The organism is Pustulibacterium marinum, from assembly GCF_900116665.1.
Classification (GTDB): Bacteria; Bacteroidota; Bacteroidia; order Flavobacteriales; family Flavobacteriaceae; genus Pustulibacterium; species Pustulibacterium marinum.
Genome location: NZ_FPBK01000001.1, coordinates 939,298 through 952,063, shown reverse-complemented (window position 1 = coordinate 952,063; position 12,766 = coordinate 939,298). Strand labels below are relative to the sequence as shown.

Here is a 12,766-nt window from a genome sequence, read left to right as displayed (position 1 = left end):
ACGGTATTAGACAAAAAGTAAATAAATTTTACCGCAATAAGTACTCATATAAAACGCAATATTTGCTTAAATTTGGCCTTTAAAGTTATTTTATATGAAAACCACAAGTATAGTTAAAGTTTCTAAGGCTGAGAAAAGTAAATTAGAACAGATTGATTTTGACAATCTGGTATTTGGAAAAACTTTTACAGACCACATGTTTGTTTGCGATTACAAGGACGGTAAATGGCAAACTCCTGAAATTTTACCTTACCAAGCGCTCACTATTGAGCCATCTGCCAAAGTATTCCACTACGGGCAGGCTGTTTTTGAAGGCATGAAAGCTTACAAAGACGAAGCAGGAAAAGTTTGGCTTTTCAGACCTGAAGAAAACTTTCAAAGAATTAACAAGTCTTCCAAAAGATTAAATATTCCTGAATTTGAGGAAGATTTCTTTTTTGAAGGGCTTAATGAGTTATTAAAACTCGATAAAGATTGGATTAGAAGCGGACAAGAAGCTGGAAATGCGCTATACATTAGACCATTTGTAATTGCCACACAACCTGGCGTAATGGCTTCTCCTGCAACTGAATATAAATTCATGATTATTTGTTGTCCTGTTCAAGCATATTATACTAAAGATGTAAGAGTAAAAATTGCAGACTATTACAGTAGAGCTGCGAACGGTGGATTTGGTGCTGCAAAAGCCGCAGGTAATTACGCAGGACAATTTTACCCTACTAAGCTTGTTCAAGAAGAAGGATTTGATCAAGTAATTTGGACAGACGATACTTCTCATGAATATTTAGAAGAAGCAGGAACTATGAATATCTTTTTCCGTGTAAACGATAAATTAATTACGTGCCCAACTAGTGATCGTATCTTAGACGGTGTTACTCGTAAAAGTGTTATTGCGATGGCAGAAAAACTAGGTATTGAAGTTGAAGTTAGAAAAGTAACGGTAAAAGAAATAATTGAAGCTGCTGAAAACGGAAGCTTGAAAGAAAGTTTTGGTAGTGGAACCGCTGCGGTAATTAGCCCAATAGGAACTATTGGTTATAAAGACAAAACATATGATTTAGTGAAACCAGAAGATTGTTATTCTGCTCAAATCAAAAAAGGAATTTTAGACATTCAATACAATGCAGCAGAAGATCCTTTTGGATGGAGGTATGAGGTAAAATAAAAAGTTTTACACCATATTATATATAGCACTGTTAGAAGCCGTAGAAATTCTACGGCTTTTTTTATTTACTCTCTAGAATATCTTTAATATTTGGTTTAAAGTAATTTGCCCCTTTCATCACTTTTCCATCTTCTCTATAAATAGGTTTCCCATCTTCACCTAGTTTACTCATATTGCTTCTTTGAATTTCATTGAAAACTTCTTCAATCTTATCCTGCATGCCATGTTCTATGATAGTTCCACACAAAATATAGAGCATATCACCCAGCGCATCTGCTACTTCAACAAGGTCACCATTCAAAGCTGCTTCTAAATATTCATCATTTTCCTCAGCCATCAAATTGTGTCGTAAACGGATTTTTGCTTCTCCTAAATCAGTAATAGGAGACTCACTTTTTCCCAATCCAAAAGCCTTATGAAATTCAGAAACTGCTGCTATTTTATTTTTCATCAAATGTATTGTATTAAATTTGCTCAAAAATAAAAAAATATGTTCAGTACCGGACAATGGATATTTGCAGCAGCTTTTGTAATTGTATTTATTACAATCATAACTATCAGTTATTCAAGAGATAAAAAGTTACACAAGAAAAATTACAACGGTGTAGTATGGGTTTTAGTAGCCTTCCTTCTGTTTATTCTTACGATAATTTTAATTAAACACTACATTATTAACTAATTTAACGGATAGAGTTAATTAATTTTTAATTTCTGACAAAAATAACGTGTACATGTAATTACAGAAGATATTCTTTGTACTTTTAACATGTGAAACCCAAAAACACGTTGCTATGATTTTGTTTTTTACCACTCTATCAATTCTTCTTGTATTGAATTTACTTTTGTTGGTATTCAGTGTAAACAAGACCAACAAAAATTCTTCATCTGATCTAAACAAGGTTTATTTTAAACCAAGTTTAGCCAAAATGAAGGTTGAAGAAGGACATCAGTATTCTATAAGCTGATGAAACACTAAATTCTCCCTAAACAAAAATTTAAAACTTCTAATTCAATTGAGAATTAGAAGTTTTTTTATACTCTATAATCTAATCTAGAATTTTACATTTCAATTTGTTACATAAAAACCTTAAAAAAAGTAATTTCGTTATAGATTTAAGAGAAAACTTTTATTTTTTATTACTTCATCCTAATTCAAAAACACAGATATGTTAACGTATTGTGTTTTATTTTACAAAAGACAAAAAACATTGCCGTTTATTTTATCAAATAAATAAATATCAAAACATAATCTATTTTTTATTTCATCTATAACTAATTTAATATAAATTTAACATTCATAAAATTTAGCAACATGAAGAAAATTGAAGCGATTATCAGAAAGTCGAAATTCGACGAGGTGAAAGATGAACTTCATAAAATTGAAGTTAATTTTTTCAGCTATTGGGATGTCACTGGCGTTGGAAACGAGAAACAGGGCCATGTGTATCGAGGGGTAACTTACAGTACTTCGGATATTCAAAGAAGATTTTTATCTATTGTAGTCTCCGATGAATTTGTAGAAAAAACTGTTGAAACAATTCTAAAAACAGCCTACACCGGTAATGTAGGTGATGGAAAAGTTTTTGTATTGCCCGTAGACAGTGCCTATAGAATTAGAACAAGAGAGAAAGATGAAATTTCTTTAAAGTAACAATTTAAACCCTCTAACAAATAACTAAAAAACTATTAATTATGAACGAAGTACAAGAAGCTTTAGATGCTGTAAAAGGAGATATGGGCGCATTGTGGATTACCATTGCAGCAGTTTTGGTATTCTTCATGCAAGCAGGATTTACACTAGTTGAAGTAGGTTTTACACGAAGTAAAAACTCAGGTAACATTATCATGAAAAACATAATGGACCTTTGTATTGGATCTATCATGTTCTGGGCTCTGGGATATGGCATTATGTATGGTAGTGATACTGTTCTAGGAGGCTTTTTTAGAACAAGCCCTAGTGATCAAGGATACTTCTTTTTTAGTGCTGATGACTGGTATAACTTATTTTTCCAAACTGTTTTCTGTGCAACAGCTGCCACAATTGTTTCTGGAGCTGTAGCAGGAAGAACAAAATTTTCAACCTATTTAATCTTTTCAGCGATTATAACTACCATTATTTATCCAATTTCAGGTAGCTGGTATTGGCCTTTTGATGATAATGCCTGGTTAAACGTTGCAGGATTTGTAGACTTTGCAGGATCTTCAGTAGTACACGCAGTAGGTGGTGGAGCAGCTTTAGTGGCAGCTAAAATGGTTGGTCCAAGAATTGGAAAATATGGTCCTGATGGAAAAGTAAATGTAATTCCAGGGCACAATATGACATTTGGAGCCTTAGGAGTTCTTATCCTTTGGTTAGGATGGTTCGGTTTTAACGGAGGATCGCAATTAGCTTGGGGTGGTGATGACACCATTGCAGCAGGAAGGGTAATCATCAATACAAACTTAGCAGCAGCTATTGGTGCTATTGCAGCTTTATTCCTTACATGGATAAAATATGGTAAAGCAGATATTTCTATGACCTTAAACGGTGCTCTTGCAGGACTTGTAGGTATTACCGCCGGTTGTGGTGCTGTAGATGCATTTGGAGCTTTAGCCATAGGACTTATTTGTGGTATAGCTGTAGTTCTTTCTATTGAGCTAATCGATCAAAAAATTAAAATTGATGATCCAGTAGGTGCTATTTCAGTCCACGGAACTTGTGGTTTCCTTGGAACTGTTTTAGTAGGATTATTTGCCACAGATGGTGGACTTTTCCACGGTGGTGGAGCTGGTTTACTTTGGGTACAATTCTATGGTTCTTTATCGTACGTACTTTGGGCAATGGTAACAACATTTGTATTGTTATTCATCTTAAAAGCTACTATTGGTCTTAGAGTATCTGAAAAAGAAGAAATCGAAGGACTTGATATTCATGAACACGGAATGGATGCTTATCCTGAACATATTTCTAATGAAAGAGAATAAAACAACAATATCTCTTTTACTAAATAAAATTTCTTAAAACAAGTACTGAAAATAATTAATAGAAAATAAAAAAGGAGCGTTTGGCAGAACGCTCCTCTAAAAAACCATTTTCTAAGAATTATTTCAATTACAATTTAATTGGTCAAACTTATAATCTTAAACAATTCAGAAAAATGAAAATGATTAACCTTGCAAATATCGTAAAAAAATCTGTTTTTATACTAGCAGTACTAGGTACTTCCTCAGTATTTTCTCAAGATGCTGACTCAACCGCAACAAAGAAATTCTCTTTAAGCGGATCTGTAGACGCATATTACCGTGCAAACATTACCGCACCAAATGATGAAAACGCCATAGCTCCAGGAACTTCTTTTGCAAATTTACCTGGTTTTGCCCTAGGTATGGCAAATGTTGTAGCTAGTTACGAAGGTGAAAAAGTTGGTTTTGTAGCCGACCTTGTATTTGGTCCAAGAGGTACAGATGCTGTTTTTGTTTCACCTATGTATTCTGCAACTGGTGATATTATAAATCAGCTATACGCTTATTGGAATGTGAGCGATGCAGTTACTTTCACTTTTGGTAATTTCAATACATTCTTAGGTTATGAAGTTATTTCACCTGTTGGAAACTTTAACTACAGTACTTCTTACATGTTCTCATATGGACCATTCTCTCATACTGGTTTAAAAGCTGATTTTGCAATTTCTGAAGATTTTTCAGCAATGTTAGCTGTTATGAACAGTACAGACTTCACAGAATTTAATCCTGATGGAAAATATACATTAGGTGGTCAACTTGGTTACAAAGGTCAGTTCTTAAATTTATTATACGGAAATCAAACTTCTACAATGGGGTTAGCAACAGAACCTACTTTCCAAATTGACTACACTGGAGGATTCGATTTATCTGACAGCTTTTTCCTTGGAATAAATGCAACGTATAATGATACAGACGGTGTTGGTTTCTATGGTGCTGCACTTTACCCTCAATACTCTGTTTCAGAAGATTTTGCTCTTGGACTAAGAGCTGAATACTTTGGCGAAAACGGAGATTTCGGAGCAATTGGTACCGGTGTAGAAGATTCAAGTGTAATGGCTTTGACACTTACAGGAAACTACATGGTTGAAGATTTAACCATAAAGCCAGAATTAAGATTGGATAGCGCTTCAGAAGAAGCATTTATTGATAATGATTTAATGGCTTCAAAGAGTTTAGCTTCTTTCTTAGTAGCAGTTGTATATTCTTTTTAAGTAGTTGTAATATAATTTTTTGGTTAAAAAAACCTCCCAAAGTTTTGGGAGGTTTTTTTATTTAATGAAATTTCTTTACTCCAGCTTTAATGGCTACATCCAACCTATTCTCTTGTGGAACTACCGGACATGAGTACTTTTTATTGTAGGCGCAATAAGGATTATAAGCTTTATTAAAATCTATAATCATCTTATCACCATCTGGAATTGTGGCATCTAAATAACGTCCACCACCGTAACTTTCATCTCCATTGGTATCATCTAAAAAAGGAATAAAAAGATAGTCTTTATATTCATCCTGAAGTTTCAGTTCCTGACTTTGATATACATTTAACTGATACTCTTTTCCTTTTAAAGTGAAATATACAATTCCAAAACGTTTATACTCCGGAGCTCTATCTGTAGTGGTTTGCATGTAAAAAGAGTTTTCGAAAGGCGTTTCTTCAAACCTCGCCTCAACCCTGTAGGTAGTATCTATTTCAAAAAAATCTAATGCTACAAATTTCTTTCTATCCTTATCCGCAAGTGGTGACGTATCGGGGTTCTTATATTCTTCATTCAATTCTGCCTGAAATGCTTTTACATCTTGAACAACATCCGTACTATCTGTAATCTGAAAGCCATTTACCTCTTCATGAGACAAATAGCGTTTATCATTTTTACAAGCCCATCCTAACAGTAAAAACGCAATAAATACATATTTTAACTTCAAAATCATGTTATTTTTTTAATTCGATTTATTTTTGGATTGATTTTTTAACTACATTTGAGAAACAAAGAAAAGAAATCCGTGCAAAGAATTACAACATATACCGTGAATTGTTCATATAAATATATATGGCAACATCGGGCTGTGCTGTGATTTTTTGAAATATAAATTCAAATATAACCAGATCCTGATATGAAAATATCGGGATTTTTTTTGCTATACCATTATGAAAAAAGTTGTACTCAATTACATTTCTACATTCAAAGGACTTTCAACAGAAGTTTGGTGGCTTGCATTTATTACACTTATTAACAGAGCAGGCACAATGGTTATTCCCTTTTTATCTATTTATTTGAATGAACATTTAAATTTCTCAAAAGAAGAAGTTGGTCTTGTAATGCTCTTTTTTGGTTTAGGATCTGTTTGTGGTTCTTGGATAGGTGGAAAACTAACTGATAAATTAGGCTACTACAAAGTAATGTTTGGTAGTTTATTGCTTACCGGAATATTATTTTTTGGACTCCAGTTTTTAAGTACATTTCGGGAATTCTGTTTTGGAATCTTTATTGTAATGACATTTGGAGACACTTTTCGTCCTGCTGTTTTCACAGCTTTAAATGCTTACAGCAAAGAAGAAAACAAAACCAGATCATTAACACTCATTAGATTAGCTATCAATTTAGGATTTTCAGCCGGACCTGCGGTTGGTGGACTCATTATAGTTTCTTTGAGTTTTGCAGGTTTATTTTGGGTAGATGCCATTACCTGTATTTTAGCTAGTTTACTGCTATTAAAAGTATTGCACCCAAAAAAAGCAAAAGAATTGGATTCATTTAGAAATCAAAATCCAAAATCTGTTTATACTGATTTCCCTTACTGGATTTTCTTCTTTGCAATGGTAATTTTTGGATTCATTTTTGTTCAATTTTTTTCAACTGTTCCACTTTTCTACAAAGAATTTCATAAACTACCAGAAGATTCAATTGGTCTGATTTTAGGAATGAATGGCTTTATCATTTTTCTAACCGAAATGCCATTAGTGAGTTATTTTGAGAAAAAGAAAATAGATAATATCACAAGTATTATCGTAGGCCTCGCGTTAACCTCGCTAAGTTTTGGTATCATGCTTTGGACGTTTTGGGAATACTCTGTTGTTGTAAGTATGATTGTATTAACATTTGGAGAAATGATTGCATTTCCATTTTCTAACGCTTTCGCAGTTAAAAGAGCAAAGAGAGGAAATTTTGGAGAATACATGGGAATGTATAGCGTTTCCATATCATTAGCTCATATTTTTGCCCATTTCAGCGGTATGATGAGTATTTCAAAAATTGGCTATACAAACACATGGATCATTATGTTTACCATTGGAATTGCCGGGATAGCCCTACTATTTGTATTGAAATCCATTTTACAAAAAGAAACAGAGGTTCAACTTCGCGAAAGTGTTTAAGTACGCTTTCGTGGAGTTTTACGTATTTCTCTATTCTCCACAACATTTGAAAGTACAATATGTGTTCTTGTTTCTCCGTACTGAATAACTCTGTCTATAAAATCTTCTAAGTGTTGCTGATCAAAAAGTAACACTTCCATAATAATGTTTTCAACTCCGGTAATTCGGTAACAGTTAATTACTTCTTCATATTTCTTTACCGTTTCTAAAAAAGGTTTCAACCTACCAGAAAACACTTTAAGAGTAATAATTGCTTTCAACTGATGCCCCGTTGCATTATGATCTATATTGGCTGAGTATCCCTTAATTACACCCAAATCTTCCATCTTTTTAATACGTTCTGCAACAGCCGGCGATGATAAACCTACTCGCCTACCTATTTCTGCATTGGTAAATCTAGCATTCTGCTGCAGCAGCAGTAAAATTGACCAATTGATTTCATCTTTCAACATAAAGGAAATATTTTATAAAAACCTTAAATACTAAGGTAAATATTAATTTCTACCTAAAAAATTAAATCAAACTAACTTTTCATCTTCTTAAATTTGAATAAATCCAAGTTTACCATGTCATCACCCGAAGCACATCATCCTAGCGGCAATATTGTCACTCATTTAGAAGTGTACAAAAGAGCTATTTCTCTTTTTAAAATGAGCAGACATTTGGCTACCTATATCACCGATAATAAAGATATTAATAACATGTACCAATCAGGAAATACATCGGATAGTTACTCCCTACAATTGGTAATGGATTCCATGAGCCTAGCTCCCGATATTGCTGAAGCATCTATCACATACGATTCTAAATTAAAAAGATATCGAATTAGAAGAATGAAAAAAACTTTGATTCGTATATATAGATATTGTGACTATTTGGAAAAAAGATATGAGCATTCTAGGGATTATGTTGCTTTGCTTCGAAAAGAAATTGCACATTACCGCAAAGCTCACAATACTTGGGAAAATAATCTTCTAAAAAAATAATTTTAAAAAACACCCACAAAACCTATAGTTCCAGCTCCAGGTGTAAAATGCCATGAAATTTTCCTTTGCTGTTTGTAAGGAACATCTACATCATACTTTCTTTCTTTAAACAAGAAATTATCAACGGCATCTACAGTAACAACACTTATAAATATCCCTGCGCCTATGTCTGTTGCCCAATGCGCTCCTGCCCATAAACGTGATACCGGAGCTACTAACCCTACAGCATAAATCCCCGACTTCACCCAAATATTATCAAACTGTTTTGCTATTGCGTGCGCCATGGTAAAACTTAAAATTGAATGTCCTGATGGCATTGAATGGTATCCACCTTCTTTACTAAAAGGCTTAAAAAAATGTTTTCCGTCTCCTGTTCCAGGTCTAGCCCGTCCGATTGCATTTTTAGTTATAGTTTGAATCAATCCTGCTGCTGATGCTGCCGAAATCATTAAAACTCCTGTTCTCCTTACTTTTTGATTATTGGTAAAAAGACCAAAAAGATAAACCCCTCCCATGGCCATGTAATTATTCTGAGGACTTCCGTAGTACCAACCAAAATCTTTTAAAAACTGTGGTGCATGTGGAGATTGATCTTGAAAATATCTATTAAGATTGGTGTCTACTGAATATAAAATGGCTTCACTTGCCACAAAAGCTCCAGCAGTTAAAAAATCTTTTTCTTTCCAATGGAAAGGTCGTGAGTACGTATACTTTAACCCCTGATAAGCAGTTAAACCATCATATTTAAAACGTTGCCAAACATTTTGCTCTTTTGGATTTTCTTCTTCAATATCAACTAAACTGTCTATAATTTGAGCTCTTGAAACGTTTACAAACATGAAAATGGTTAACCAGAGTAATAGGTATTTCATATGAAAAAAATTTCCGCAAAATTAACAAGGCTCTATATGATCTTCCAAACAGAATTATCATAACTTTATCTTAAGATTAATTAAAACACGCATAAATGAATCTTTTCATGATTATGATTGGCTGCACTCCAGAAGGCAGGTATACAGAACAACACGATATTTTTTTTGGAATCGCTGAAAACATTTCTGACCTTAAACAGGATTTAATTGATTTTTGGCCAGAAGCAAAAGGCAAAATCCATGTTGATGCATGGCGAAAAATTACAGTTGTAGATGATTATGAAATAACCATTATTTCTAAAAATTCAGGTATTGAAAAAGAGCAACATTTGTTCTTTCTGAATTTAGGAGGTTACAAAGAAGGAGAATTTGAAGAATATCACTATAAAAAATTAGCAATCGCAACCAAACAGAGTGAAGCGATCAAAAAAGCTAAAAAGACAACTTTTTACAAACATTACGGATTTAAAGGAGCCGAATCTCATATTGATGACAAATATGGCATTGATGTGGATGATGTTTACAAGGTGGAAGATATTTTACATCCAAAATTCAAAGAAAAATATAGTATCTCTATTACTGAAACCACTTCAACTAAAGAAGATAAACTACATATTGGGTATCTAAAGTTATCTGCTTTATAAAACCTTAAAAACTAACTACATTTGAGCCAAAATTATCATTGATCAATGTTATTTTCTAAATTCAAGAGTTACTTTTTCTGCTTTCTTTTTTTGCTGATATCTCTCATATCATCAGCTCAAAGTAAGGAAGAATGCGATTCTATCATCAATATTGCTGTACAAGAAATTTTCCAAAAGGAAGATTATGCTTCCGCCATAAACCGATTGAATGAAATTAAAAACATTGCATCGAAAAAGCGTTTTCAAAGGCAACATTTTCTGGCAGAAAACAATCTGGGGGCAGCCTATTATAACATGCTAGATTATGGAAACGCCATTACACATTATCTAAAAGCCTATGAAGTTGCTATTGAAAATGGTGATGCGATGGACGAAATGACGGTTTTAAACAATATTGCCATTGTATATGTAAAAGATGAAAATGCAGAAAAAGCAAAAGAGTATTTTGAAAAATCATTACTGATTGCCAAGAAATTACAACTTCCTGAAAAAATAGCACTCTATGCATCAAACCTATCAAAATTAAATCTGGAACAAGGCGATACAGAAAAAGCTAAGGAATTTATTCAGCTTACTCTCAAACACCCGGTTAAAAATCCGGCAGTTCGTTTGAATGCCTTCAGTACTCAAAATAAATTATTATTTCAACATCAACTTTTTGACAGCGTTATCAAAGTTTCCAACAGCGCTTTAAAAGAGAGTCAAAAATACCAACTGCACGAATCTGCATCAGAGTTTGAATATTTAATTGCGAAGGCATACTATGAGAAAGGTAACTACACCAAAGCAAATGAAATTGTAGAACAAGCCCTCAACAATGCTGCAAACGATTTTTATAAGTTAGATCTCTACGAATTGAAATCACTTCTTGCTCTAAAAACCAATAAAATCAACATTATTTACGCTACAAAAGATAGTCTTGTAGCCATTAACAACCGTATCAACACCAATAAAAACAAAGAGATTTTAGTAAACTCTCAACTTAAGTTTGAGCTTGCTGCTAGTAATCATGAGCTAGAAATCAACAAAGAAAAAACTGCAAATCAGCAACTATTATACACCATTTCTATTGTTTTTCTACTCATTATTTCACTTATCACAATTTGGGCTTTTTATAAAAGAAACGAAGCTTCAAAGCAAAAACACATTTTAGCTGAACAAAATTTAAAAATTACAGATCTCGAACTTGCTCAGGAAAAACAAAAAACAGAATTATTAGATCAGGAGTTGAAAGAAAAAGAACTAAGAAATCAGCTTGAAAAAGAGAAATTAAAAGAAAAAGAGTTGCAACTAAAACAAGAAGTTGCGCAAAGCAACAAACAACTTTCTGATAAAATCTTGTTTCAAAATACCCGAAACGAACTTATTGAAAATATCATTGCAAAAGTTTCTGATTTACCACAAATAAAGAAAGACAGCCAACTTTACAAATCAATCAATCATCTAAAACTACATTTGAAAGAAGATACAAAGTGGGAAGAATTTACTTCAAATTTTGAAAATGTGAACAATGAATTTATCCTCAAATTAAAGAAAAAACATCCAAATTTAAACGCAAACGACATTCGTTTTCTATCTTTCATATACCTGAATCTATCTTATAAAGAAATTGCATCATTGCTAAACATTTCACCAGAAAGTTGCCGTAAGAGAAAAGAACGTGTCACAAAGAAAATGGAACTTTCATCAGGAAAATCCCTATTTGAATATCTCTCCTCCTTATAAAGGTCACAAATTGTCACACTTACTGTCACAACTTGTAGCCAATTCATAATCAAGCTTTAGAAAAATATTATAGTATTTAGCAAAAATATTTTTTCCACTAAATACATAAAATCACTACAGCTTATGAAATTAAAACTATTCTACATCGCACTTATCATTGGTAGTCTAAATTTGATAAATGCACAAACAACCGAAGCTCCTGTTATTGAAGGAGACACCATGCTTTGTCCATACTCTGATGGTACTGCAAGCATTGTAAATGACGAAACGTATGACTCTTACCAATGGTATTATAAATATTGGTTTCTAAGTGGTGATTTTGAAAGTATTCCAAACGCCACAAGTTCAACTTTTGAGTATGATTGGTATACTTATGACCAAGCACTTATAAAAGTAATTGCCACGAAAAACGGTAACACTTATGAATCCAACACAATACAGATTGACTCCTATAACTGGGCAGGATTACTCGTTGAACACGAATCTGAAGATGATATTACTATAGACCAAAGTAATGGCAACTTTATAATGTGTCCAGGAGACGAACTTACGAACACCATTAGCCAACCTTACACTATAGCTCAGTGGTACAAAGATGGCCAAGCTATTGAAGGCGCTACAAACACCACATTTGTAATTACAGAACCTGGCGATTATTATGTAACTGCTGCTCCAGAATACTGCCCAGACGTAACTCAAACTAGCCCTACTTATACCGTAGTATATGGAGATGATTGTGGATTGAACACAGATCAATACGAATTGGAAACGATAGGCATTTCTAATAACCCAGTCACAAATACACTTTCTATTGCAAACCCAAATCACATTGCTATTGAAGACATTTCTATTTACAATGTGAATGGACAAAGAGTATTGCAAGAAACTAAAGGAACAAACATCAATGTTTCAAAACTTTCCAAAGGTTTTTACTTTGCAGTAATCATGAGTGAGCAAGGGAATACCAAAAACATTAAGTTTATCAAGGAATAACATTT

General features: G+C 33.2%; 13 protein-coding genes. 9 read left to right on the top strand and 4 right to left on the bottom strand.

What is annotated here, in order from left to right; translation table 11 throughout:
* The first annotated feature begins 94 nt into the window (after positions 1–94).
* The gene (locus BM383_RS04315) at positions 95–1,165 is read left to right on the top strand and encodes a branched-chain amino acid aminotransferase (RefSeq protein ID WP_093023302.1); all 1,071 of its coding nucleotides are present in this window, start codon (positions 95–97) and stop codon (positions 1,163–1,165) included.
* Positions 1,166–1,226: 61 nt separating this feature from the next.
* Here the strand turns inward: BM383_RS04315 and BM383_RS04310 are convergent, their stop codons facing one another.
* The gene (locus BM383_RS04310; RefSeq protein WP_093023300.1) at positions 1,227–1,616 is read right to left on the bottom strand and encodes a pyrophosphohydrolase domain-containing protein; all 390 of its coding nucleotides are present in this window, start codon (positions 1,614–1,616) and stop codon (positions 1,227–1,229) included.
* 861 nt (positions 1,617–2,477) lie between these two features.
* Between BM383_RS04310 and BM383_RS04300 the strand changes: the two genes are divergently transcribed.
* From BM383_RS04300 to BM383_RS04290, 3 genes are all read left to right on the top strand, one after another.
* Entirely contained in the window at positions 2,478–2,816 is a 339-nt protein-coding gene (locus BM383_RS04300) for a P-II family nitrogen regulator (RefSeq protein ID WP_093023296.1), read from the top strand.
* Between the two features lie 41 nt (positions 2,817–2,857).
* Positions 2,858–4,129 carry an ammonium transporter gene (locus BM383_RS04295; protein WP_093023294.1) on the top strand — a complete coding sequence of 424 codons (1,272 nt, stop codon included), beginning with the start codon at positions 2,858–2,860 and terminating at the stop codon, positions 4,127–4,129.
* A 173-nt stretch (positions 4,130–4,302) separates the two neighbouring features.
* Positions 4,303–5,379 carry a porin gene (locus tag BM383_RS04290; RefSeq protein WP_093023291.1) on the top strand — a complete coding sequence of 359 codons (1,077 nt, stop codon included), beginning with the start codon at positions 4,303–4,305 and terminating at the stop codon, positions 5,377–5,379.
* 61 nt (positions 5,380–5,440) lie between these two features.
* Here the strand turns inward: BM383_RS04290 and BM383_RS04285 are convergent, their stop codons facing one another.
* Positions 5,441–6,097, bottom strand: a complete 657-nt coding sequence (locus BM383_RS04285) for a DUF1684 domain-containing protein (RefSeq protein ID WP_093023289.1) — start codon at positions 6,095–6,097, stop codon at positions 5,441–5,443.
* Between the two features lie 217 nt (positions 6,098–6,314).
* Between BM383_RS04285 and BM383_RS04280 the strand changes: the two genes are divergently transcribed.
* Positions 6,315–7,541: an MDR family MFS transporter gene (locus BM383_RS04280; RefSeq protein ID WP_093023286.1), complete on the top strand. Its 1,227-nt coding sequence runs from the start codon at positions 6,315–6,317 to the stop codon at positions 7,539–7,541.
* Here BM383_RS04280 and BM383_RS04275 read toward each other — a convergent pair.
* On the bottom strand, positions 7,538–7,993 hold the full coding sequence (locus BM383_RS04275) for an Lrp/AsnC family transcriptional regulator (protein WP_093023284.1): 456 nt from the start codon (positions 7,991–7,993) through the stop codon (positions 7,538–7,540). The two genes, BM383_RS04280 and BM383_RS04275, sit on opposite strands and share 4 nt — an antisense overlap.
* Positions 7,994–8,107: 114 nt before the next feature.
* Between BM383_RS04275 and BM383_RS04270 the strand changes: the two genes are divergently transcribed.
* Positions 8,108–8,527: a hypothetical protein gene (locus BM383_RS04270; protein WP_093023281.1), complete on the top strand. Its 420-nt coding sequence runs from the start codon at positions 8,108–8,110 to the stop codon at positions 8,525–8,527.
* Between the two features lie 2 nt (positions 8,528–8,529).
* Here the strand turns inward: BM383_RS04270 and BM383_RS04265 are convergent, their stop codons facing one another.
* The gene (locus BM383_RS04265) at positions 8,530–9,399 is read right to left on the bottom strand and encodes a phosphatase PAP2 family protein (protein ID WP_093023278.1); all 870 of its coding nucleotides are present in this window, start codon (positions 9,397–9,399) and stop codon (positions 8,530–8,532) included.
* 95 nt (positions 9,400–9,494) lie between these two features.
* Between BM383_RS04265 and BM383_RS04260 the strand changes: the two genes are divergently transcribed.
* The 3 genes from BM383_RS04260 (at position 9,495) to BM383_RS04250 (ending at position 12,761) form a co-directional block, all read left to right on the top strand.
* The gene (locus BM383_RS04260) at positions 9,495–10,043 is read left to right on the top strand and encodes a DUF1543 domain-containing protein (protein WP_245766519.1); all 549 of its coding nucleotides are present in this window, start codon (positions 9,495–9,497) and stop codon (positions 10,041–10,043) included.
* 90 nt (positions 10,044–10,133) lie between these two features.
* Positions 10,134–11,768 carry a tetratricopeptide repeat protein gene (locus BM383_RS04255; protein WP_177229061.1) on the top strand — a complete coding sequence of 545 codons (1,635 nt, stop codon included), beginning with the start codon at positions 10,134–10,136 and terminating at the stop codon, positions 11,766–11,768.
* A 123-nt stretch (positions 11,769–11,891) separates the two neighbouring features.
* Positions 11,892–12,761, top strand: coding sequence for a T9SS type A sorting domain-containing protein (locus BM383_RS04250; protein ID WP_093023273.1), 870 nt, complete (start codon positions 11,892–11,894; stop codon positions 12,759–12,761).
* The last annotated feature ends 5 nt before the right edge of the window (positions 12,762–12,766 follow it).